The organism is Neolewinella marina, from assembly GCF_002631205.1.
In the GTDB taxonomy this organism is placed as follows: domain Bacteria; phylum Bacteroidota; class Bacteroidia; order Chitinophagales; family Saprospiraceae; genus Neolewinella; species Neolewinella marina.
This window is the reverse complement of the sequence record NZ_PDLO01000001.1, coordinates 576,163-599,761: the sequence shown is the minus strand read 5'-3', so window position 1 is coordinate 599,761 and position 23,599 is coordinate 576,163. Positions and strand designations below refer to the sequence as shown.

The window sequence follows — 23,599 nt, the reverse complement described above, 5'->3', positions numbered from 1 at the left end:
TTAGTCTGCGGCCTGGTCAACGGAAAGGCCAAATGCGGTAGCGATGGTGGATGCCTGGTCACGGATGGTGGCCGGGGTAACGTCCCACAGGCCATTGGCTCCGTCGGACAGCAGGTCTTCCTGCAGTTCGCGGACCTCCTCGCGGTTCAGATAGGGAGCACCGGTGGCGGGGTTGCGGGAAAACTGCAGGGCGTAGAGGAAGCCGTAAGCCTCACTCAGGGCATGGAAGGCCGCGGTGGGGGCATTGCCGCCCTCGAGCGATTCCGCGCCCCGTACCAGGTAGAAGATGGTGCGTACGGCGAGTACCTTGCTGAGTTTCTCCTTGATGATGGCCGCCTGGGCGTCGCGCTCCGCGTAGTCGCCGGCCACGATGGCGGCCCGGCCGCGCTTGAAGGCATCGAATACGTCCTGGGCAATGCCGGCGTAGTCGGGGTCGTCGTTGACGCGGTCGAGGTATTCGTTGAGGAAGCTGTCGTCGTCGCCGAGGGTCAGCAGGGGCTCGGCGGGGTTGTCGGCGGCGCCGAAGACGTAGCCGTAGGCTTCGTCCCACTTGTGCTCCATGGTGGTGTAGGTCTTGCCGTCCTCCAGGGTGCCGGCGTCGTTGGTGGCGCGGTTGTCGGCCTCATCCAGTACCTGGGGGCTGAGGTAGTTGTTGACCGTCTGGTCGAGCATGAGGGCGCCGATGAGCGACTTGGCGAAGACCTGGTTGTACTCCAGTCCCTGGGCGCTGACGTAGCGGGCGGAGGATCCGTTGGGGATCTGCCCGGCTACTCCGGCACTGGCCAGCTCGTTCCAGCGGGGAAATACTTCATTGACTTGGGCTTCGATCCAGCCGTCGAATTCATCGCGGATGACCGCCGAGGTGGTGGCGTCGGCGAAGAAGTAATCGTAGCTGGCGGCCACCTTGCTGCGGATCGATTTGGTGGCGGCGTTCAGGTCGGCGGAGGCGAAGGGGGCTACGTCCTCGCCGTTGGGGCCCTCGTTGCGGAACATAGCGTTCAGCTCGGCCGTGGTATTGGCAGGATCCTGGAAGGCGTCAACGAGTTCTTCGGCCATGGCGATCCGGGTGGACTGGCCGCTGAAACTTACGGTCGATGCACCATCCCGGGTAAAGGAATAGGTTTCAGGTACTTCAAGTTCAGGGGTGGGGTTCTCATCTTCCTGGCAGCCGGTGAGGAACAGTGCGGCGAGACAGAAAAACAACAAGGCGTTACGGGTCATGGTCTTGGGTTATTTGTATTCAGTCTTATTAAGCACAAAAGTAGCCCATGCCCCCCGGCTTGACCAAGCCAAACGGACACTATTTTTAATTTGTCTAAATAAAACCGTGAGATTGTAAATACGCTCTGGATTCCGTGTGCCCCGGGGTAGGGGAGTACCGCCTACCTGCTTATCTTCCCGCACCCCAAGAGAGTACCCATGGCAACCCAAGACAGAAAGCGTTTCAAAAAAATATTAGTCGCCAACCGCGGAGAGATCGCGATCCGGATCCTGCGGGCCGCCAGCGAGCTGCAGATGCGGACCGTAGCCATATATACGTATGAGGACCGGTACAGCCTCCACCGCTATAAGGCCGACGAGAGCTACCAGATCGGTCCCGACGACGAACCGCTGCGGCCCTATATCGACATCAAGGGCATCATAGAGCTGGCGAAGGAGAAAGGAGTGGACGCCATCCACCCCGGATACGGCTTCCTGTCGGAAAATGTAGATTTCGCGCGGGCCTGTCTGGCCGCCGGCATCGAATTTGTCGGGCCATCGCCGGACAGCATGGACCAGCTGGGCGACAAGGTAGCCGCCAAGGAGCTGGCCCGCCGGGTGGGCGTACCCTTAATCCAGGACAGCGACAAGGATATTTCCGATCCCACGGTTGCCGTGGCTGAGGCCGCCCGGATCGGCTATCCCGTCATCATCAAGGCGGCGGCCGGCGGCGGTGGCCGCGGTATGCGGGTCGTCCGGAACGAAAAGCAATTGCGGGCCGAGGTACAGGAAGCCAGCAGCGAAGCCGAGAAGGCCTTCGGCAACGGGACGATCTTCCTGGAGAAGTTCATCGAGAACCCCCGCCACATCGAGGTGCAGCTGATGGGCGACCGTGAGGGCAACCTAGTCCACCTCTTCGAGCGCGACTGCTCCGTACAGCGCCGTTTCCAGAAAGTAGTGGAGGTAGCGCCCGCGGCCAACCTTGCCCAGGAAACCAAGGACAAGCTCTACGAATACGCCCTGCGGCTGGGGAAGGCCGTCGACTACTACTGCGCCGGCACGGTGGAGTTCCTTGTCGACCAGGATGAGTCCATTTACTTCATCGAGGTGAACCCCCGCATCCAGGTGGAGCACACCATCACCGAGGAAATCACGGGCATCGACCTGGTGCGCACCCAGTTCCTCGTCACTATGGGCTATCGCCTGGACCACCCCACCATCTTCATCCGCAGCCAGGAAGAGATCCGGGCCAATGGCTACGCCATCCAGTGCCGGGTGACCACCGAGGATCCGGCCAACAACTTCAAACCCGACTACGGTACCCTTATTGCCTACCGCTCCGCCAGCGGCATGGGCATCCGGCTGGACGCCGGCAGCGCCTTCCCCGGGGCCATCATTTCGCCCTATTTCGACAGCCTCCTGGTGAAGGTCACCGGCTCGGGCCGTACCCTGAAGGGAGCCGCCGAGCGCCTGCACCGCGCCCTGCGGGAATTCCGCGTCCGGGGGGTCAAGACCAACATCGGCTTCCTGCTGAACCTGCTGGAGAACCAGGATTTCCAGGAAGGCAAGGCCACCGTCCGCTTCATCCCCGACCACCCGGAACTGATGAACCTACCCAACTTCCGCGACCGGGGCACCCGGCTGCTGCGGTACCTGGCGGACGTCATCGTCAACGACAACCCGGACGTAAAGAATAAGGACGCCAGCCGTACCTTCCTCAAGCCGGTGGTTCCCCCCTTCGATCCCTACGGTCAGGTACCGAAGGGGAGCCGCGACCGGCTGCTGGAACTGGGCCGCGACGGCTTCGTCGACTGGCTGAAATCGGAGAACCGCATCCAGTATACCGATACTACCTTCCGCGACGCCCACCAGAGCCTGCTGGCTACCCGGATGCGGATGATCGATCTGCTCAACGTGTCCCGCAGCTACGCCTACAACCAGCCGGGCGACCTGTTCAGCATGGAAGTATGGGGGGGAGCCACCTTCGACGTCGCCCTGCGATTCCTCAAGGAGGACCCGTGGCGCCGGCTCCGCAAGCTGCGCACCGCCATTCCGAACACCATCTTCCAGATGCTGCTGCGCGGCAGCAACGGAGTAGGGTACAAGGCCTACCCCGACAACCTCATCATCAAGTTCATCGAGGAAGCCGCCCGGGGCTCCATGCTCTACGACAACGAAGGGCGGGAGAAAGGATACGCCGGGGGCATCGACCTGTTCCGCATCTTCGACTCCCTGAACTGGGTGAAGAACATGGAGGTGTCCATCAAGACGGTGCGGGAGAACACCGACAGCCTCGCCGAGGCCTGCATCTGCTATTCCGGCGACCTGACGAACCCTGGCAAGACGAAGTTCACCCTCCAGTACTACATCGACCTGGCCAAGCGGCTGGAAAGCGCCGGTGCCCACCTGCTGGCGATCAAGGACATGGCCGGTCTGCTGAAACCCCTGGCCGCCCGGGAACTGATCACCGCCCTGCGCGAAGAGGTCTCCCTGCCGATCCACCTCCACACCCACGATACCAGCGGCATCCAGAGCGCCACCTACCTGGAGGCCATCAACGCCGGCGTCGACATTGTGGACGTAGCCATCAACAGCCTTTCCGGTCTCACTTCCCAGCCCGGCTACAACAGCATCGTTGCCATGATGCAGGGCCACCCCCGGGAGAACCCCGTGGACCTGCCCCTGCTGAACCGTTACGCGGACTACTTCGAAACGGTACGCAACTACTACTATCCCTTCGAGACGGAACTGCGGGCCGGTACGGCCACCATTTACGATACGGAGATTCCCGGCGGACAGTACTCCAACCTGCGGCCCCAGGCCCGCGGGCTCGGTCTCGAGGAGCAGTTCCCGACCATCCGGGAGAACTACGCCGCGGCCAACCGCCTTTTCGGCGACCTGGTCAAGGTGACCCCCTCCTCCAAGGTGGTGGGCGATATGGCCATGTTCATGACCAGCAACGGGCTGACGGAAGCCGACGTGCGGGAACGGGGCAACAAGCTCGACTTCCCGGACAGCGTAAAGAGCCTGATGCGGGGAGATCTCGGACAGATCGAGGGAGGCTTCGACAAGCAGGTGCAGCAAATGGTGTTGAAGGGCGAGGAGCCCTACACCGACCGCCCCAATGCCCACCTGGAGCCCATCGACTTCGACCAGGTAGCGAAAGATTACCGTGCGGAGTTCGAGGAAGAGCCCCGAATGATGGACCTGCTGAGTCAGCAACTGTACCCGAAGGTCTTCGCCGAGTTCAAGGAGTTCCAGCAGGAATACGGTGAGGTAGCCAACCTGCCCACGCCGGCCTTCTTCTACGGCCTGAAGCCCAATGAGGAGATCCTGGTGCGCATTAGCGCCGGCAAGCGCATTGCCATCAAGTACCTGAACATGACCAACGCGGATGAGCTGGGCAACCGCCTGGTCTTCTTCAGCCTGAACGGACAGACGCGCAGCATCACCGTCCGCGACCGTTCACTGGAGAGCAAGGTCGCCGTCCACCAGAAAGCCAGTGGTGAACGGGAAGTAGGCTCCCCCCTCCAGGGTAACCTGAGCCGGATCCTGGTGAAGGTCGGCGACGAGGTGCAGGCCGGCGATCCCCTGTTCGTAATTGAGGCCATGAAGATGGAGTCTACCATCACCAGTCCGGTGGACGGAGAGGTTACCCTCATCCCCCTGAAGGAGAAAACCCTGGTGGAAGCCAATGACTTGATCGTAAAACTGGGGTAGGGCCGGCGGGGGCACAACCTTTCGGAGGCTCCCGCGGTCTTACTCGGAAAGTTCAACCCTGTCGTATGCAAAGAGGCTTCGGTTACCTGTTGTTGATCCTGCTGTTGGCGGGGTGCATGGAAAGCGGGGACGCCCCCGATTCGGATCCACCCTTTGCTCCCGCCATTTTCGGGGGGAGAGACGTGCCCGCGGAGAGTGACCGCAGTTTCGTTCCCGGCGAACGCATCGGGGGCATCAAGCCGGGCATGCCCATGTCACTGGTAGAAAACCTCTATGGTTCCGACAACCTGGAAAGCCGGGACCTGCCAGCCGGCGAAGGCATTACCGTGCCCGGTTATGTCCTCTTTCCCGGCCAGCACGACGAACTGTACATCGAACTCGGAAAGGACAAACAGCCCTCCCGCGCCCGCTTCTTTCACCCACGGTCCAACTGGACCCACGCAGCCACTGGTCTGACCATTGGCACCACCCTGCGGGAGCTCAACGAGATGAATGGCCGCCCCTTCGAGTTTCGGGGGTTCGGGTGGGACTACGGCGGCACCGTCACCGACTGGCGGGGCGGAAAACTGCAGCACTTGCTGGTCCGGCTGACCTACGCTCCCGAGCGGGTGGGGGCCGGGGGGCTGCCCGACAGCCTGATTGGGGATATTCCCCTCAACAGCGACCTCCCCGACCTGCGGGAACTGGGGCTGGAGGTGAGGGAGATCGTAGTTCCCATCCGCCAGGAAGCCGACGAAGTAAAGTGAAAGAGGGCCGCCGGTGATCCGGCGGCCCTCTTTGCTGGGAAATGGTTGGCGTTTGCCGCGCGGCTTACTAAGCCAGCACCGCTTTAACTTCCTCGGCCGCATCCTGGAGGGAGATGGCCGAGCGTACGTTCAGTCCGGAGTTGTCGATGAGCTCCTTGGCGATGTCGGCATTGGTGCCCTGGAGGCGCACGATGATGGGCACCTTGATGTCACCGATGTTCTTGTAGGCGTCGACTACCCCCTGGGCGACGCGGTCGCAGCGGACGATGCCGCCGAAGATGTTGATGAGGATGGCCTCGACCCGGTCGTCGCGCAGGATGATGCGGAAAGCTTGCTCTACGCGGGCGGCGTCGGCCGTGCCCCCGACGTCGAGGAAGTTAGCCGGCTCACCTCCGGAGAGCTTGATGATGTCCATGGTCGCCATGGCCAGTCCGGCGCCGTTCACCATACAGCCGACGTTGCCGTCGAGGTTGACGAAGTTCAGGCCGTGGCTCTGGGCTTCCACTTCGGTGGGGTCCTCCTCGGTGGTGTCGCGCATCTCGGCCAGGTCCTTGTGGCGGTAGAGGGCGTTGTCGTCGAGGCTGAACTTGCAGTCGACGGCCACGATGCGGTCGTCGCCGGTGTGGAGGCAGGGGTTGATCTCGATCAGGGTAGCATCGGCGCCCAGGTAGGCCTGGTAGAGCTTGCTTATGAACTTGGTCATGTTCTTGAAGGCGGTGCCTTCCAGTCCCAGGTTGAAGGCCACTTCCCGCGCGTTGAAGCCCTGCATGCCCAGCTCGGGATCGATGTAGGTCTTGTGCACCAGGTGGGGCGTTTCCTCGGCTACGGCCTCGATGTCCATGCCGCCCTGGGTAGAGTGGATGATCACGTTCTGCTTACGCTCGCGGTCCATCAGGATGGAGACGTAGTACTCCTTGTTGGCGTCGAAGTCCGGGGCGTAGGCGTCTTCGGCGACGAGGATCTTGTTGACCTGCTTGCCAGGGCCCTCCATGCCGCCGGGCGTTTGGGGCGTCTTGAGCTGCATGCCCAGGATGTTGGAGATGTGCTGCTTGGCTTCCTCGCGGTTCTTGGCCAGTTTCACGCCACCTCCCTTGCCGCGGCCGCCCGCGTGGATCTGGGCCTTTACTACGGCAAAGGGGCTGCCGGTTTCCTTAGCGAGCTGGTCGTATTTCTCCAGGGCCTCGTCGACCGTATCGGCCGCGTAGCCGTTCTGGATCGGTACACCGAACTTGGTCAAGATGGATTTACCCTGGTATTCGTGGAGGTTCATTGGCTTAAATTTTGTGGGTCGTGAAGGTAGGAAAAAGTTGGGCCACGGAGGGCAGGTGCCGGGTTTTCCACCAATTGCCCGCCGTCAGTGATTTCCGCCTCCCGAAGTTGCCCCCGTATGGTGGCTTCACCCAGGGGCAATCCCGGCGGAATGTTGCACCACCCGCGGGGAGCGGCCGGGGCGGTGTACCTTTGGCTTGTTCATGCACCAGACCGAATTGCAACAGTTTCTCGGCAGGTTTCTGCTCTTTGCCGGCCTGCTGCTGGCGTATGGGATACTGATGTTCGGGATCAATGAGGCCCTCTACCGACTTCGGCCATTACCGCTGGAGCCGTCGCGCGTCCTGATCGCGGGGGATTCCCACCTGCGGCAATCCCTGAATCCGGCTGCCTTTGAGGATGCCCGGAATATTTCCGTCACCTCGGAGCCCTACGCCATCACCTACTGGAAACTGCGGGCCATTCTGGATGAGGTTCGGCCGGATACCGTTCTGCTCAGCTTTGCTCCAGGCAATGTTTCGGGTTATACGGATCTCATGTTCTACGACGCAGCCTCCGCGGCCAATCAGTTCAACAAAGCTTTCCGGGTGCTAGACCTGAAGTCGTTGTTTCAGGACTTTCCGGTTAACAAGAAGAAGCTGTTCGCTATCCTCATCAAAAAGCATACGCTGTACCCCAACCTGCATCAAGGGGCGTTCATCGGGGAATTTCAGCCGGTCGCCTACAGCCAGGCGAATACGGCAAGTCAACGGATCCAGCGCCACTTCCGGCAACCTGGCCTTCCGCCCGCCAGGACCAGCACCGCCATGATCACCTACCTGGATTCGATCATCAATCTCTGTCAGTTGAGACGGATTACCCCCATTGTAGTCGTTTCCTCCCACCAACCATCCTACGTGGAGGCGGTACCCCCGGAAATAATGACGGCCTACCAAGGGAAACTGGAAGAATTCCGTGAAAGGGGAATTACGACGATTGATGGGTTGAACAGGGCCTATCCGCCTGCGATGTTTCAGGACGCCGATCACCTGAACCAGGCCGGAGCGGCTCGCTTTTCCTCCGACGTTGTGACCCGACTGGGTGAATTACCGGCGATCAAAAATGAAAGTAGATGAACGGGATGGACTCCCGGGCTACCGCGCCGCTGAGGATGAGCAGGGCGGCATAGGCCATCCACCGATGGGGCAGTGGCCAGTCAAGCCCCATCTTTTCCAACGCGAAATCGTCGTGACGGCCTCTCCATTCCACGACCACCATGAAGGTGAGCAGGGGGATGGCCATCAGGTTACGCCACGACAGGCTGGCAAAGGTGATCGGGTCGAACAGGCTTGGCGAAAAGATGCCCGACAGGTATTGCATCGCGTCGCCGATCGAGGGGGAACGGAAGAACACGAGCAGCAGGGCACAGGTCATTTGGGTAGTAATGATTTGCACCACCTCCCTGGATCCCAGCCTCCCGGGCTTCACCAGACCAAAGAGACCGCCGCGGGTCCGGTTGCGGAAATAAAGCGAGGCGGCAAGCCATACTCCGTTTAACCCGCCCCACACGACGAAGGTCCAGTTCGCCCCGTGCCACAATCCGGTAACGAGGAAGACGACCAGAATGCGCAGCCCGAGGGAAGACCGGCTGCGCCGGGATCCCGGGAGAACGTTGAACAGGTAGTCGCGGAACCACTGGGTCAGCGTGATGTGCCACCGTTGCCAGAATTCCCGGATGTTGCGGGCAAAGATGGGAAAGGCAAAGTTGCGGCTCAGTTTGATGCCGAACAGCCGGGCCAGTCCAATGGCCATATCCGAATACCCCGAAAAATCGCAGTAGATCTGCCCCGCGAACAGGATTGCCCCCAGCAGCAGGGTACTCCCCGAATAATACTCGTAATGGCCAAAAATGTCATTGACGATAATCGCGCAGCTGTCGGCGACGGCCACCTTTTTGAAGAGCCCCCACAGGATCTGACGGAGGCCACGAACGGCCAGTGCATAGTTGAAGGTCCGCCTCCTGAGCATCTGCGGCAGGAGGTCGGTCGCCCGTTCAACGGGGCCGGCTACCAATTGGGGGAAAAATGAAACGAAGGAAGCAAAGGCCAGCAGGTCGGTGGTCGGGATCACCCGGTTGCGGTATACGTCGATGCTGTAACTGAGGGTCTGGAAAGTATAGAAGCTGATGCCAATGGGCAAAATGATCCGCAGCGTCCAGGAATCAACCGAGGTGCCGAACAGGGTGAATGCGTCGGCAAAGCTTTCCACGAAGAAATTGAAATACTTGAAAAACAGGAGTATGCCCAGGTTGAACGCCAGGCTGACCAGCAGCAGCGCCTTGCGTTTCCCCGGATGCGGCTGTCGGTAAATCAACAGTCCCGTAAGGAAGTCCACCAGGACGCTGCCGGCCATCAGGCCCAGAAAGCGCCAATCCCACCATCCGTAGAAAATACAGCTGGCTCCGAGGAGGACCAGGTTTTGCCGGCGGTGGCCATCACCCGCCACCGACCAGTACAGTAGGAATACCAGGGGGAGGAATAGCGCAAACTCCAGGGAGTTAAAAGACATTGGCGGGGTGTGTACCCCTGGAAACGCGCTTACTTCCCCCGGATTGTCAGTTCACGTTTCTTCGGCGCGTAGTCAGGCGGGATTACAGCTCATTCACGTGCGCCTTCACCCAGGCCGCCCGTTCCAGGATGGCCGCCTGCTGTTCGCCGCCCTTGCGCTCCCACCCCTTGTACATGAAGGCCATGCGGTAATTACTCCCCAAGCGCTCGCGGTGGCGGTCCAGGAAATCCCAGTACAGGCTGTTGAAGGGGCAGGCCCGGGGCCCGGTGTGTTGCTTGGGGTCGTAGTGGCAACCCCGGCAGTAGTCGCTCATCTTGTTGATGTAGTTGGCGGAACTGCAGTAGGGCTTGGTAGCGATGAGACCCCCGTCGGCCCGCTGGCTCATGCCCCGGGTGTTGGTGATCTCCACCCACTCAATGGCGTCGATGTACACGCCCAGGTACCAGGCGTCCACGGCGTCCGGGTGGGCCCCTAGGATGAGGGCGAAATTCCCGGTGATCATCAGCCGCTGGATGTGGTGGGCGTAAGCCAGGTCCAGGCTCTGATTGATGGCGTGACTGAGGCAGTTCATCTTCGTGTCCCCCGTCCAATACCACTCCGGCAGGTCAGCCCGGTGGTCCAGGGCGTTGACTTCGGCGAATTCCGGCATCTGCGCCCAGTACACCCCACGCATGTATTCCCGCCAACCCAGGATCTGCCGCACGAAACCCTCGACCTGGTTGATGGTGATTTCTTCCGGTCGTTCCCGCCAGGCGTTGATCGCGGCGTCGATCACCTCCCGGGGGCCAAGCAGCTTGGTGTTCATCGCGAAGCTCAGGTTGGCGTGGAAGAGCAGGGGATGACGGGTCGTCATGGCGTCCTGGTAGGTTCCGAAGTGGACCAGTCTGTGACGGCAGAAGTCCGAGAGGGCTTCTAGGCACTCCCGGCGGGTGACCGGATAAGTGAAGCGGTTGCCGGGCATGCGACCCATGGTAGCGATGCCGTGCCGCTCCAGCAGGGTGACGATCTCCCCTCCATCTCTTTCGAAACGGGGGGATTCCGGGATGCTCACCTCCGCGGAGATGCGCCCCCGGTTGTCCTGGTCGTAATTCCACTGCCCCGTGGCGGGCTCCCCGTTGGCGTCCATGAGGATGTCGTGGCGGCGGCGCATTTCGCGGTAGAAGGTTTCCATCAGGTAGCGCTGCTTGTCTGCGAACAACCGCCCTACGTCCTCCCGGACGGAAAGGAAATGCTCGCTGTCGCAGGCTACTCCTCCAGCCTTTTCCGAATATAGTTTTAGCTCCTGGTCCAACCGCCATTCATCGGGTAGCTGGTATTCAAATGCGGGATTTTCCTGTTCGCGTCGCAGGTGGCTTACGCAATCGGTAATTGAGTGGTGACCGGCGGCCAGTGTTTCGTCCAGCGATCGGTACACGACGTGGTGGCCCAACTCACGGAGCCGGTTGGCGAAGGCGCGCATCGCCAGGAAGAAACCGGTGATTTTTTGGACGTGGTGGCGGGTATAGGTGGCTTCCGAGTGGGTCTCGAAGAGACAATACACCGTGGCGTTGTCCACCTCCCGGAACCAGGAGTGGTTTTCGTTGAGTTGGTCGCCGAGGATGAGGCGCAGGCGGGCGTAGGGCAAGGGGAATTTTCTGGCCTAACCGAGCGCGGCGGACCATGGTTCAGCGCGGTTGCGGTTGGGGCGGCACCCGCGTCCGTGGTCAGGCTTGCGACTCCAGGATATTCCGCAGCAGGGCCTGGGTTTCCCGGGGCTCGGCAGCGCCTCCGCTTTTTTTCATCACCTCGCCCATGAAGAAGCCGATGAGCCCCTTCTTGCCCTTGCGGTAGGCGGCAGCTTTTTGGGGATTGGCCTGGACCACCTCCCGGGCGATGTCGCTCAGGAAATTGATGTCGGTGTTCTGGATGAGGCCGAGTGCAGTAGCGCGTTCTCCAGGATCGCCGGGGGTGTCGAGCAAGTCGGGCAACAGGCGGGAGGCGGCGTTGGCGGCGCTTACCTTACCCTCGGCGATGAGCTGCTGGAGGGCGGCGAAGCGGGCGGGGGTGAGGGCGGGCTCAGCATCCTGGGTATGCGGCAGTACGCGGTTTACCCACAGCTTGGCCAGTTCGGGAACGGCCGGGGAAGCGGCGGCGTACCGGCGGAAGGTTGCGTAACGCTGCCGGTCCTCGCTGATGAGGGCGGCATCGTCGGCGTCGAGCCCCAGGGCGATGAGTTCGTCGTAAGCTTCCCAGGGCAGGGTGCCGATTTCGGCGCGCAGCCGGGCGATGTCTTCCTCGCTCACCACTACCGGCGGCAGGTCGGGATCGGGAAAGTAGCGGTAATCGTGGGCATTTTCCTTGGTCCGCAGTGCGGAGGTGGTACCACTTTCCGGATCGAATTGCCGGGTTTGCTGGGCTACGGTGCCGCCGGATTCCAGCAGGGCAATCTGCCGGTCTACCTCGAAGGCAATGGCCCGGCGGGCGAAGCGCATCGAGTTCATGTTCTTGATCTCGCAGCGGGTGCCGTAGGCGGATTGCCCTTCCGGGCGGACGCTGATGTTGACGTCACAGCGCAGGCTGCCTTCTTCCATGTTGCCGTCGCTGATGTCGAGCCAGCGCACGAGTTGGCGCATGCCGCTCATGAAGGCGTCCACCTCCTCGGCGGAACGCAGGTCGGGTTCGGTAACGATCTCCAGCAGGGGGGTGCCGGCGCGGTTAAGGTCGACCTGACTGAAGTCCTGGCCCTCGGCGTGGATCGACTTCCCGGCGTCCTCCTCCATGTGGATGTGGTGAAGCTGAATGCTGCGTGGTTCGCTTCCGGCGATCCGGATCGGCAGCTGGCCGCCAACGCAAATGGGGCTTTCGTCCTGGGTAATCTGGTAGCCCTTGGGCAGGTCGGCGTAGAAGTAGTTCTTCCGGTCGAAGGTGCTGCGGCGATTGATCTGGCAGCCCAGGGCAAGTCCCAGCTTGACGGCGAAGGCTACCTGCCGCTCGTTCAGGAAGGGCAGGGTGCCGGGGTATCCCAGGCTGACCGGGCTGATGTGGGCGTTGGGTTCTGCTCCAAAGGCGTTGCGGTCGTCGCAGAAGGCCTTCGATTCGGTAGCCAGCTGGACGTGGGTCTCGAGGCCGATGACGGTTTCGTAGGTGGTCATAGGCTGGCGAAGATAAGTAAGTGGTCGGACGGGTTAGTCGTCCGACGAATTTCACATAGACCACTAAGTCGTCCAATGAATTTTCGTCGGACGACTTAATCGTCCGACCACTTCACCATGGACCACCCCCCTACAGCATCGCCGCCAGCTTCTCCACTACGTAGTCCACCTGCTCGCGGGTGTTGTGGTGGCTGAAGCTGAAGCGGATGGTGTGCCGCTTGGAGTCCGGGTGGAGGTGGCCCACCACGTGGCTGCCCACGTCGATGCCGCTGGAGCAGGCCGAGCCCCCGCTGGCGGAGATGCCCGCCAGGTCCAGGTTCATGAGTAAGAGGTCCCCTTTGGGAGATTCCGGGAAGCTCACCGACAGCACCTTGTAGTGGCTGCGGCAGGGGTCGCCGTTGAAGCGTACCTCCGGATAGACTTCCCGCAGTCGCTCCATCATGTACTGCTTGACGGACTCCATTTGGTTGCGGCGCTCCTCGCGTTCTTCCACCGCCCGCTCAAGGGCCTTGGCCAGGCCAACGATGCCATAGACGTTCTCCGTACCGCCGCGCATGTTGCGTTCCTGGGCGCCGCCGTCGAGGTAGGGCTTGATGTGGTTGTCGTTGTTGATGTACACAAAGCCCACGCCCTTGGGCCCGTAGAACTTGTGGGCCGAGCCGGAAAGGAAGGACACCCGGGTCTTCTCCAGGTCGATGGGGAAGTAGCCCATCGTCTGCACCGTATCGCAGTGGAAGTACACCCCGAATTCGCCGCAGAGGTCGGCGACCTCCTGCAGCGGCAGCAGGTTGCCGATTTCGTTGTTGGAGTGCATCAGGCTGACGAGGGTATCCGCAGACTGCTCCTCCAGCCGGCGGCGCAGGTCGGCCAGGTCAACGTGCCCCCGCTCGTCGATATTCACCATTTCTACTTCCGCGGCCCCGGTGGCGGCGATGGCCTCCAGGCTGTGAAGCACGCAGTGGTGCTCCAGGGGAGAAGAGATGATGCGCTTCACGCCAAGGTCGCGCACGGCGTTCTTCAGGGCCATGTTGTTGGCCTCGGTACCGCCGGAGGTGAAGAAAATTTCTCCGATGCTGCAGTTCAGGGCGTTGGCCACCGTTTTGCGGGCCGCCTCGATCAGGCTGCGGGCCTTGCGCCCCTCGGCGTGGATGCTGGAGGGGTTGCCGAAGGTGGATTGCATGACCTCCACCATGGCCGTGAGGACTTCGGGGTCAATGGGGGTGGTGGCGGCGTTGTCGAGGAAAATGCGGTTCAAGGGCTCAGTCGGTTAATTCGATAAGGATAGGGCAATGATCGGAGTGCAGGGCGTCCTTGAGGTGTTCCACGCGGACGATGCGGTCGGCCAGGGCAGCGGGGTAGCTGTGGTAATCGATGCGCCAGCCCTTGTTGTTGTTGCGGGCGTTGGCGCGGTAGCTCCACCAGCTGTAGGTGACCTCCTCGGGATGAAGGTAGCGGAAGGCGTCAACAAAGCCCGTCTTTTCAAACCACTTCGTCATCCAGGCCCGCTCCTCCGGCAGGAAGCCGGTGGTGTTCTCGTTGCGTTTCGGGGCGTGGAGGTCAATCTCGTGGTGGGCGATGTTGTAATCGCCTACGACCAGCAGGTTGGGGCGGGTCTGCTGCAGCTCCAGCACAAACTCGAGGAAATCATCGAGGAAGCGGTACTTATACTCCTGACGGTGATCGCCTTGACCCCCGTTGGGGAAGTAACAGTTGAGGATGGTCAGGTCGCCGTGATCGGTGCGGATTACGCGTCCCTCGCAGTCGTATACCTCGAGCTGACAGCCTTCTACCACCCGGTCGGGGGCCTGCTTGCTCAGCGTCAGGACGCCGGAGTAGCCCTTCTTGCTGGTGGCACTGTGCCAGGCGGCGTGGGTGTAGCCTACGGCGGCCAGTGCGTCCAGTTCGACCTGCTCGGGGGCGGCCTTGGTTTCCTGGAGGCAGAGGATGTCCACGTCTACGGTGGCGGCCCATTCGGCGAGTCCCTTGCGGAGGGCCGCGCGGATTCCGTTGACGTTGTAGGTCGCGATGGTCATGATCGGGGGAGGTTTATTGGGGGCGGAACAGCTCCTGGAGGTGGGGGGCTTGCTCCGGCTTCAGCCGGCCGGCCAGTACCAGCCGGAGCTCCCGGCGCCGCAGGGCATCGGTGTAGCGCTGCTGTTCCATTTCGGTGAGGGGGATCAGTTCGGGCACCTGTACGGGCGACCCATGGTCCTTGTCCAGGGCAACGAAGGTGAAGTAGGCATGGTGGGTCCGCCGGGGGTGGGTACCCTGCATGGTGGCGGCGAAGACCTCGACGTAGACCTCAATACTGGTGTTGAAGGCGCGGGTAACGCTGGCTTCCAGGGTGATTACCTCACCGTTCTTGATCGCGCTCTTGAAGGCCACGTTGTCGACGCTGGCCGTCACCACGGGGCGGGCGCAGTGCTTGCCGGCGCAGATGGCACAGCAGATGTCCATCCACCGCAGCATGTTACCGCCCATGAGGTTGTCCTGGGGGTTGGTATCGTTGGGCATGACGAGTTCCGACATCGTCGTAAAACTCTCCGCCACGCGCTTGGGCAGCGGCCGGCTCATTGCATCATCACTCCGGGGCGGCCCAGTACGGGCAACTCGGTGAGCGACTCCTGGCTAATGGTGCCCGCCGGGAAGGTGTACCGCTTGTCCAGCATGTGCTTCCCGTTGTTGAAACTGACCCAGTACTCGTTCGTGATCGCGAAGAGCGAGGGCTGGATGGGTTCAAGCTTCAGGGAATCCTGGGCCTCCAGCTTCTGGTGGAAGTGGCGCAGTACGGTTGTCGTCTTGTCCACGCCGTCGATGCTGCCGTAGCCCTGACTGGTGACCAGGATGTTCTCCATCGGTTCCTGCCGCAGGTTGATCAGGTAGATATCCCACAGCTCCTCCCCGGCCTCCTGGCGAGGTACCGCGGCCACGGCTACGTCGGTTACTTCGGGTGTTGCTATGTCTTCTTTCATAGAGCGGTCTGCAATTGGGCCGCAAAGGTACGAAGGCTGGCGGGAAGGAGGCAGTCGTTGGCCTCCCTATAAGCATGTGAGAACAAGGACCTTCCCTTCGCCGGCCTAGCGCCCCCAGCGCAGGCCCAGTTCCAGCCGCTGCCGTTCCATGGCGGGACTGCCTTCCCGGTACACCGGGGTGAGGTGGCGGGTGGTGCCCAGGGTGAGGTGGAGGTTCCCCGACAGCCGGTAATCTGCCCGCAGCCAGGTAGAAAGCGACAGGCGGTTCAGCACGGGATTCAGTACCGAGCGGTTGCCGCCGCCTCCGGCGGACATATCGAACTGGGTCCCGCCACCACCATAATTCGAGCGGCTAAACCGCTCCTCGGCCACGGTTACTGACACTACCCCCGCGGAATCCAGTACCGCGTAGGTAGGGCCGGAGCCCCCCATAAGGTAACCACCCTGCAGTCCCCCTTCGAGGGTGAGCCGACCGGATAAACGGCGACCGAGGCCGGTCCGGACGGCCAGGGTATGGGTTTGCAGCTCACGGGGTTGGCGGAACTCTTCCCGCGCCTGGGCGGTGCTCAGGCCGGCGGTGGGTACCGGGTAACTCGGCCCAAACAGTTCCTGGGGGTCGTCCATTCCGGAGGTGGTCACTTCCCGGCGGCCGTAGTCGTAACGGAGCCCTACGGGCACGAACCACCGGCCGGTAGGGAAGCGGCGCGTCAATTCCACGTACCCTCCGGGGTAGTAGCTGTTTGGGTAGGTCGTTGCCCCAGCCTCCAGGGTGAGGGTCTGAAACGGTTGAACCGGAATAATCTCCTCCGTACGAGCACGAACCACCGGCGGGTCGAAGTTGAACGCCGGTTCGATCAGGGTAAAAGACAGGGTGGGAAGGGCAGAAACCCTGGCGGCAACTTCTCGAGGTGACGGTGTCGGGGCAGTGGACTCCACCGGATTAGGCACTTCATTGGCTGTCGGAGCGGGTGCCGGGGTACCCGGCGAAGCGGCCCGGGAAGGGGGAGAGGTGGGTTGACGGCGGGCGTTCGAGGTGGCCGTGCCGGTTTGATCGGCCGGGGGGGAGGGTTGAATGGCCTGCTCAAGCTCAGCATCCTCAATTGACGGGGCAGGTAGGGTAGTCGCCTTCGGCATCTCCGGGGCCGGTTGAAGAACCGATGCCATCGGGCTTGGGGGAGGCGGAGGACCAGGCACTACCTCCGGCCACAGCACCAGCGTCCCCGCCCCGATAACGGCGACGAGCAGCAGCAAGGGCAGCAGCATCCGCCAGCGGCGCTTGCGGTCCAGGCGGGTCTCCATATCGGCCCACGCTTCATCCCAGAAGGCGTCGTCCGGGGTCCAGGGCGTATTGCTATCCGGCATAACGGTTGAATTTGTGGGTTTCCTGATTGAGGCGTTCGCGCAGCAACTGGCGGGCCTTGTTGAGGTGCCAGCGGCTGTTGCCTTCGCTGAAGTGCAACTTGGCGGCGATTTCGGCGTGGCTGTAGCCTTCCACCGCAAAGAGCCAGAAAACCTCCTTGCTGGTCTCGGGCAGCATATCGATCATGCGGCAGAGGTCTTCAGCGTAAAGCTCGTGGGTGGCCGTATCCGGGGTGGGCTGGTCCCAGCCGGCGATTTCCAGGGTGGGACGCTTGCGTTGTTTGCGGAACTGGTCGATGCTGCTGTGGAAGACCACCCGCTTGATCCAGCCTTCGAGGCTGCCTTCCCAGCGGAACTGCCCCAGCTTTTCGAAGACTTTCATCATGCCCCCGTTGAGCAGGGCCATGGCTTCCTCCCGGCTATTCGTATAGCGGCGGCAGACCTGGAGGGCGGCGGGCCCGTAGGTGCGATAAAAGGTTTCCTGGGCGCGACGATCGCCCCCCAGACAAGCCTTAACCAATTCCCTTTCCTGGTTTTCTTGCATGGGCGAATCAGAATCTGGTAGCAATGCCCAGGGTCAAACGGCGGTAGCTTACCTCCCGCTCGAAACTTCCCCCGCGGTTGTCCGCTGCGGCGAAGTCCACCCGGGTAAAGCGGTATCCGAGGTCGAGCACCATGGCCCCCCACTGCCCGGATGGGGGAAGGAGCAGGAGCCCGACTGAGGGGTGAAGGAGGGCCCCGGCCCGCCGGGAATCCAGCGATTGTCCGGGACTGCCCACCGGCAGGGCCACGCCTCCACTCAGCCGCAGGAGGGGCCGCAGGGCCCGCTTTCCCAGCTGGTACTCGGCCAGGGCCGTCAGGGAAGCCAGCCGCTCCTCCCGGTCGGCGTTCATCAGCTCAAAACCCATGCCCGCCCCGGCGACAAGGCCGCCGAATTGCCGCAGGTGGTGATAATAGGCCCCGATGCCCAGGGCGACCGCCGGCCCGAAGTCGTTGTTCCCGTTGCGGGCCCATCCCACGGAGCCGCCGAGCTGGTGGTACCAGTTGCGCGCTGGCGGGTCCGAAGGACCGTCCGTAGTAGGCCGCTGCTGTGCCGTCAGGGACGGCGGCAGCAGGAGGGTGAAGCAAACGAGCAGCAGCAGGGGCATGAAGGGTCAGTTGCAGATGGAGATGTCGGCGGCGTAGGCCGGGCGGCCCGTATCGTCGTAGTCGTACTGGCGGATGCCGGCCTGCTCCCAGCCCAGGACGATGAGTTCGCGGCGGGCGGGCAGCACGATCACGTCCTTGGCGGGAAAGTCCGTGGCCTGGTGCACTTCGGCCCCCAATCGGCCATCATCGGTGAGGTCATACACCTTCAGGCCCTCCGGACCGGAGCAGAGGAAGAGGTGGTCGCCGTCCACACCGAGTCCGTGACTGTTGCTCATGGGAATTTCCTGGAGGGCGCGCGGGTCGCGGGGATCGCTTACGTCGATCACCGATAGCTGGTCGCCGCGGTTGCCGCAGTCGGCCCCGCCCCACATGGTGACGTAGGCGATGTCGTTCTGTACCACCACGGGGTCGCAGCTCAGCACGTGGGCGAAGGTGGACAGGTACTCGGGTTGCAGGGGATTGTCGATGCCGTAGATGTGCATGCCGTTGTTGGCCCCCATGAACAGCATGTTCTTATAGGGGAAGATCGTCTCAATCCCCCAGGGCATCCGGGTGATGCCCATGAACTCCGGTTCGGTGGGGTTGGCCAGGGAGAAGGTCCGCAGCGAACTCTCGTCGACGGCGTACAGGGTGCCCCGGTTGATGGTGAAGCGGGCCAGGCTGCCGCCGGTGCCCACCTGCTCGCTGCTCCCGCCGGCGGCTCCGGCGGCGGCCATCGCGAAGTCGAGGTTCTGGCGGTCCGCGGTGAAGAAGATACCGTCCTCCATCATCCAGCCGCGGCCGTAGAAAGGGGAGTTGCAGTCGACCTGCATAGTCTCCGTTCCTTCGGTATAGGCAACAGTGACGTCTCCCGTACCATGGAGGTTGGCCGCGAAGTCGGTATACGGGTCGAAGACGTCCTTCGTCCGGCTCAGGAATTCCGGGTTGGCGGGGTCGGAGAGGTCGAAGGCCAGCAGGTCGATGTACTGGTTTACGTACAGTATGTTGTTGCGCACGGCCAGCCCGACCCCGCCGGGGATGTTCATGAACTTCAGCGGGCGGGGGGCGGCGTTGTCGCTGTTGTCGATGAGGTGGAGGCCGGCATTGCGGTCCAGGACGAAGAGGATGTCGCCGTAAACGTAGAAGGCGGAGGGGTCACAGACCTGTTGGGGGACGGTCGTGCTGAAGTCGTCACTGCGCCACTCGGCGGCCGTCAGCACCACCGGGTGGTAGGCCGTATAGGTGACCACGTCGGTACATTCCTCCTCCAGGCAGCCCGTTAGGAGCAGCGTGCAGCACAGAAGGGTGAGTAAATGTTTCATAACGGTGGGTTGATTGGCTGGTAGGACGCGGGTGAGCCGGCCCGGCGTTGGCGGGGAAAGGATAAAATTACCGGAAGTGGAGGGAATATCCCGCCCCGGGCCTCGGAATCAACCTTTCTGCTTTCTCCGCTTTTACTTGCGAAGTACAACCCCCCGATATGACCCCCCTGCGCCGGGTAAACGATTATCTCTCCCTCGTCAAGTTCTCCCACACCATTTTTGCCCTTCCGTTTGCGCTGCTGGGCTTCTTCCTGGCTACCCTGGATGCGGGAGAGCTGCGGCCGCTTACCCTGTTGCTGGTGGTGCTCTGCATGGTTTTCGCCCGCTCGGCGGCCATGGGGTTCAACCGCTACCTGGACCGCGACATCGACAGCCGCAACGCGCGGACGGCCGTGCGGGAAATTCCGGCGGGTACCATCTCGGCCCGCTCGGCCCTGGTCTTCGTGGCGGTGAATTGCCTGCTCTTCATCGGAGCGGCAGGACTGCTCAACCCCCTCTGCCTGGCGCTTTCCCCGGTGGCGCTGCTGGTCATCCTGGGCTACAGCTACACGAAGCGGTTTACCTACCTCTGCCATTTTGTCCTCGGGCTCGGCCTGGCCCTGGCCCCCATTGGCGCCTACCTGGCCGTCACGGCCGAGTGGGCGGTGCTGCCGGTCCTCTACGGGGCCATCGTGCTGCTGTGGGTGAGTGGATTTGACATCGTGTATGCGCTGCAGGATGAGGAGTTCGACCGGGAGGAGCAACTGTACTCCATTCCCGTTCGCCTCGGCACCCGGGGGGCCTTGCGGCTCGGCCGGATGCTGCACCTGCTGTGCGCCGTCATCGTCGTACTCGCCGTGCTCCGGCAGCAAACCGTATACCCCGAAGTTGGGGGACTGACCTGGGTGGCCGGCGGCATCTTCCTGTCGCTGCTGGCCTACCAGCACACGGTGGTCCGCGCCGACGATCTCTCGCGCATCAACTTGGCGTTCTTCACCACCAACGGGATAGCCAGCCTGATTTTCGGCGGGCTGTCCGTGCTGGATATGTACGTATAAATCCGGCGGTCAGTCCCTAGATCACGCTGGCAAACTGCCGCAGGAAGCGGGCGTCGTTCTCGAACATCAGCCGGATGTCGGTAATGTTGTAGAGCAGCATCGCCTGCCGCTCGATGCCCATGCCGAAGGCGTAGCCGGTGTACTTCTCGGGGTCAATGCCACAGTTTTCCAGGACGGCCGGGTCTACCATGCCGCAGCCCAGGATTTCCAGCCAGCCGGTTCCCTTGGTGATGCGGTGATCGTGTTCGGTTTCCAGTCCCCACCAGATGTCCATTTCGGCGCTCGGTTCCGTGAAGGGGAAGTAGCTGGGGCGCAGGCGGATCTTGGTGCCTTCCCCGTACATCTCGCGGGCAAAATGGAGCAGGGTAGCCTTCATGTCGGCGAAGCTCACCCGCTCTGCGATGTAGAGCCCCTCCACCTGGTGGAACTGGGCGTGGCTGCGAGCGCTGATCGTCTCGTTGCGGTATACCCGCCCGGGGGCGATGATGCGGATGGGGGGCTGCTGCTGTTCCATGGTCCGCGCCTGTACCGAACTGGTGTGGGTGCGCAGCAGCATGGCCGAATTGTTGGGGCCGGCCGGCATTCCCTCGGAAACGTAGAAGGTATCCTGCATGTCGCGGGCGGGGTGGTCCTCCGGGGTGTTCATGGCCGAGAAGTTGTGCCAGTCGTCCTCCACCTCCGGGCCCTCGGCCACGGCGAATCCGATGCGTTCGAAGATGGATACGATGCGCCGCATGGTCAGGGCGATGGGGTGGCGGCTGCCCAGGGGGCGGGGTTCGGCGGGGGCCGTCAGGTCGAGGTCGGCCGCGGCGGACTGCTCCTCAGCGTGGCTGGCGGCGGACTTCAGTGCATCGTAGCGCTCCTGGGCCACGGTTTTGGCGCGGTTGACCAGCTGGCCGAAGTCGCGCTTGCGTTCGTTGGGCAGGTTGCGCATCTCACCCATCAGGGGCTTGAGTACGTTCTTGCTGCCCAGGAAGCGGATGCGGAAGGCTTCTACGGCTTCGGGGGTCGGGGCTTCGGCGGCCTCGATTTCGGCGATCAGTTGCGCTACGCGTTCGAATACGTCCATGGTGCTGCGGCGGTTTGGCGGGCGAAGATAGGCATGAAGGAGCTACCCGGACTATCTTACGGCCGATGGCGTGGACTGATCGGATGACCCGGAGCGAATGGTTGGTGGCAATCGGGCTGTCCGGCCTGATGATCGGATTGGTTTTTTCTCCCGCCCTGCTCTCCATCTCCCTCATTTTTACCGTAGCGGTGGCTGTCCTGGGTACTCCGGGTGGGCCGCCAACCTACTGGCGGGAGCGGCTACCGGACGCGCTGTCCAATTCCCTGTTCTGGGGGCTGGTGGGCCTTTACCTTATTCTGCTGCTGGGGGCTCCCCAGACCACCGACTGGGGCTATTACCTGGAGCGATTACGTATCAAGTTGCCGCTGCTGGTGCTGCCCCTCGCCTGGGCCGCCCGACCCTTTTTGCGGCGGAGCGCGGGTGCCCCGGATCCGCGGGCCAGCCGGGCGTGCCTGGGCCTGGTCGCTTTCGTAGCCGTCGTCCTGGCGGGCGTACTCATCAACTACGGCCTGCACTTCGCTGAATTCAACGACCTCATCCGGAGGGGGCAGGCCCTCCCGGTACCCCGGGGCAACCACATCCGCTTCAGCTTGCTGGTTGCCCTGGCATCGGTGGTGGGCATTGACGGCTGGTTCCGGTACCGTAGCCGCTGGTTGCCTTTGCTGGGGACCTTTTGTCTGCTGGGCTTACACCTGCTGGCCGTGCGTTCGGGACTGGTCACCGCCTACGCGGGCTGGGCGGTAGTGGTGGGCGGGTGGGCCCTCCGGTTGGGGCGGCACCGCTATCTCTGGGGTATGCTGGCGGGGCTGGTGGCTCTGCCGTTGGTGGCCTATCTGGTGGTACCCTCCTTCCGCACCAAGGCGGATTACATGCGGTACGAGCTCTTCCACCGGGACGCCCGCCAGGATACCGCCGAGTATTCCGACCAGGGCAGGCTCGCCAGCATCCGCCTCGGCCTCGACGTATGGCGCGATTACCCCGTCTGGGGCGTTGGCCCCGGCAACCTCGAGCGGGAAATGCGGGAAAGGTACGCGGTAGCCTATCCGGGGGTGGAGGCCAAGCGGCCCCACAACCAGTTTGTCACCGCCCTGGCGGCGAGTGGGGTAGTGGGTTTCGCAGTTACCGTAGCCAGCTTCCTGCTGATCGGTTTCGGGTCAGGGCGTTGGCGCGACCCCCGCTTTGCGGCCATCTGGGTGGTGCTGACCCTGAGCTGCCTGGTGGAGAACACCCTGGAAACCTCCGTGGGGGTATCCCTCTTTACCGCTTTTCTGCTGGCGTTCGCCTATCCCCCGAAGCGGAATCCGGGATAAAGCATCATGCCCCCGTCGATGTAGATGGTAGCCCCGGTGATGTAGTCGCTGGCGTCGCTGGCCAGGAAGGTACAGAGGTTAGCCACGTCCTCGGCCTCGCCAATGCGGCCGTAGGGGATGAGCTTCAGCAGTTCGTTCATGGCGTCTTCCCCTTCCCAGGCGGCGCGGTTGATTTCGGTGCGGATGGCGCCGGGGGAGATGCTGTTGATTCGGATCTTGTCGCCGGCCAGTTCCTGGGCCATGCTCTCCATCATCATCTTGACGCCCCCCTTGGCGGCGGCGTAGTTCACGTGGCCCGCCCAGGCGATCTCGTCGTGTACGCTGCTCATGCAGATGATCTTGCCGGCCGCGGAGGAGTGCTCATGAACCCCCTGCCGGCGGAAAATGCGGGCCGCTTCCCGACAGCAGAGGAACTGCCCGGTAAGGTCAACGCTGATCACCCGGTTCCACTGCTCCAGCGTCATCTCCGTGAAGGCGGCGTCGGCCTGCAGGCCGGCGTTGGCTACGAGTAGGTCGAGGTGACCATATTCCTCGTGGCAGGCCTCGAAGAGTTTGATGACTTCCTCCTCCTTGCTCACGTCCGCCTGTACCGCGATCGCCCGGCCCCCTGCGGCTTCGATTTCGCGGCGGACTTCCTTGGCCTCCTTGTCGCTGCTGTGGTAGTTGATGACCACGTTCATGCCTTCCCGCGCCAGGCCGATGGCGCAGGCACGGCCCAGTCCGGTACTCGAGCCGGTGATGATGGCGGTTTGTCCCTTGAGGTCGATCGTCATAGCTGCCTTTTCGCGG

At 62.6% G+C, this 23,599-nt stretch carries 20 protein-coding genes; 5 read left to right on the top strand and 15 right to left on the bottom strand.

The features are described from left to right. Positions 1-1,221 carry a DUF4856 domain-containing protein gene (locus tag CGL56_RS02360; RefSeq protein ID WP_099104887.1) on the bottom strand — a complete coding sequence of 407 codons (1,221 nt, stop codon included), beginning with the start codon at positions 1,219-1,221 and terminating at the stop codon, positions 1-3. A 198-nt stretch (positions 1,222-1,419) separates the two neighbouring features. On the opposite strand from CGL56_RS02360, the gene CGL56_RS02355 reads away from it, so the two are divergent. Both CGL56_RS02355 and CGL56_RS02350 read left to right on the top strand, forming a co-directional pair. Continuing rightward, positions 1,420-4,920 (top strand): pyruvate carboxylase, encoded by a 3,501-nt coding sequence (locus CGL56_RS02355; RefSeq protein WP_099104886.1) that lies wholly within the window; start codon positions 1,420-1,422, stop codon positions 4,918-4,920. Between the two features lie 65 nt (positions 4,921-4,985). Next, positions 4,986-5,666, top strand: coding sequence for a hypothetical protein (locus CGL56_RS02350; protein WP_099104885.1), 681 nt, complete (start codon positions 4,986-4,988; stop codon positions 5,664-5,666). 67 nt (positions 5,667-5,733) lie between these two features. On the opposite strand, the gene sucC is transcribed toward CGL56_RS02350, so the two are convergent. Beyond that, positions 5,734-6,936, bottom strand: a complete 1,203-nt coding sequence (sucC, locus tag CGL56_RS02345) for an ADP-forming succinate--CoA ligase subunit beta (protein ID WP_099104884.1) — start codon at positions 6,934-6,936, stop codon at positions 5,734-5,736. A 202-nt stretch (positions 6,937-7,138) separates the two neighbouring features. Here sucC and CGL56_RS02340 point away from each other — a divergent pair, with 202 nt between their 5' ends. Then, positions 7,139-8,050 (top strand): hypothetical protein, encoded by a 912-nt coding sequence (locus CGL56_RS02340; protein ID WP_099104883.1) that lies wholly within the window; start codon positions 7,139-7,141, stop codon positions 8,048-8,050. Here CGL56_RS02340 and CGL56_RS02335 read toward each other — a convergent pair. From CGL56_RS02335 to CGL56_RS02285, 11 genes are all read right to left on the bottom strand, one after another. Further along, on the bottom strand, positions 8,031-9,482 hold the full coding sequence (locus CGL56_RS02335) for an MBOAT family O-acyltransferase (protein ID WP_099104882.1): 1,452 nt from the start codon (positions 9,480-9,482) through the stop codon (positions 8,031-8,033). The two genes, CGL56_RS02340 and CGL56_RS02335, sit on opposite strands and share 20 nt — an antisense overlap. Positions 9,483-9,564: 82 nt before the next feature. Continuing rightward, the gene (locus CGL56_RS02330; RefSeq protein ID WP_099104881.1) at positions 9,565-11,106 is read right to left on the bottom strand and encodes a cryptochrome/photolyase family protein; all 1,542 of its coding nucleotides are present in this window, start codon (positions 11,104-11,106) and stop codon (positions 9,565-9,567) included. 79 nt (positions 11,107-11,185) lie between these two features. Beyond that, the gene (gene gatB / locus CGL56_RS02325; protein WP_099104880.1) at positions 11,186-12,613 is read right to left on the bottom strand and encodes an Asp-tRNA(Asn)/Glu-tRNA(Gln) amidotransferase subunit GatB; all 1,428 of its coding nucleotides are present in this window, start codon (positions 12,611-12,613) and stop codon (positions 11,186-11,188) included. Between the two features lie 130 nt (positions 12,614-12,743). Further along, positions 12,744-13,868: a cysteine desulfurase family protein gene (locus CGL56_RS02320; RefSeq protein ID WP_099104879.1), complete on the bottom strand. Its 1,125-nt coding sequence runs from the start codon at positions 13,866-13,868 to the stop codon at positions 12,744-12,746. Positions 13,869-13,872: 4 nt separating this feature from the next. Then, entirely contained in the window at positions 13,873-14,646 is a 774-nt protein-coding gene (locus CGL56_RS02315; RefSeq protein WP_099104878.1) for an exodeoxyribonuclease III, read from the bottom strand. Between the two features lie 13 nt (positions 14,647-14,659). Beyond that, complete coding sequence (locus CGL56_RS02310; RefSeq protein WP_245183941.1) at positions 14,660-15,142, bottom strand: acyl-CoA thioesterase; 483 nt, start codon at positions 15,140-15,142, stop codon at positions 14,660-14,662. A 41-nt stretch (positions 15,143-15,183) separates the two neighbouring features. Next, positions 15,184-15,585 (bottom strand): hypothetical protein, encoded by a 402-nt coding sequence (locus CGL56_RS02305; RefSeq protein WP_099104876.1) that lies wholly within the window; start codon positions 15,583-15,585, stop codon positions 15,184-15,186. A gap of 105 nt (positions 15,586-15,690) precedes the next feature. Then, complete coding sequence (locus CGL56_RS18000) at positions 15,691-16,947, bottom strand: hypothetical protein (RefSeq protein WP_143470577.1); 1,257 nt, start codon at positions 16,945-16,947, stop codon at positions 15,691-15,693. Then, positions 16,937-17,488, bottom strand: a complete 552-nt coding sequence (locus CGL56_RS02295; protein WP_099104874.1) for an RNA polymerase sigma factor — start codon at positions 17,486-17,488, stop codon at positions 16,937-16,939. Before CGL56_RS02295 ends, CGL56_RS18000 begins: the two co-directional genes overlap by 11 nt. Positions 17,489-17,495: 7 nt before the next feature. Further along, positions 17,496-18,092: a hypothetical protein gene (locus tag CGL56_RS02290; protein ID WP_099104873.1), complete on the bottom strand. Its 597-nt coding sequence runs from the start codon at positions 18,090-18,092 to the stop codon at positions 17,496-17,498. A 6-nt stretch (positions 18,093-18,098) separates the two neighbouring features. After that, entirely contained in the window at positions 18,099-19,394 is a 1,296-nt protein-coding gene (locus CGL56_RS02285) for an LVIVD repeat-containing protein (RefSeq protein ID WP_099104872.1), read from the bottom strand. A gap of 158 nt (positions 19,395-19,552) precedes the next feature. On the opposite strand from CGL56_RS02285, the gene CGL56_RS02280 reads away from it, so the two are divergent. Beyond that, positions 19,553-20,431, top strand: coding sequence for a UbiA-like polyprenyltransferase (locus tag CGL56_RS02280; protein WP_099104871.1), 879 nt, complete (start codon positions 19,553-19,555; stop codon positions 20,429-20,431). A 16-nt stretch (positions 20,432-20,447) separates the two neighbouring features. Here CGL56_RS02280 and pheS read toward each other — a convergent pair whose 3' ends face one another. After that, positions 20,448-21,500: a phenylalanine--tRNA ligase subunit alpha gene (gene pheS / locus CGL56_RS02275; RefSeq protein WP_099104870.1), complete on the bottom strand. Its 1,053-nt coding sequence runs from the start codon at positions 21,498-21,500 to the stop codon at positions 20,448-20,450. A 65-nt stretch (positions 21,501-21,565) separates the two neighbouring features. Here pheS and CGL56_RS02270 point away from each other — a divergent pair, with 65 nt between their 5' ends. Next, on the top strand, positions 21,566-22,810 hold the full coding sequence (locus CGL56_RS02270) for an O-antigen ligase family protein (RefSeq protein WP_099104869.1): 1,245 nt from the start codon (positions 21,566-21,568) through the stop codon (positions 22,808-22,810). Here the strand turns inward: CGL56_RS02270 and CGL56_RS02265 are convergent. Beyond that, the gene (locus CGL56_RS02265; protein ID WP_099104868.1) at positions 22,783-23,583 is read right to left on the bottom strand and encodes an SDR family oxidoreductase; all 801 of its coding nucleotides are present in this window, start codon (positions 23,581-23,583) and stop codon (positions 22,783-22,785) included. The genes CGL56_RS02270 and CGL56_RS02265 overlap by 28 nt on opposite strands. Positions 23,584-23,599: the final 16 nt, after the last annotated feature.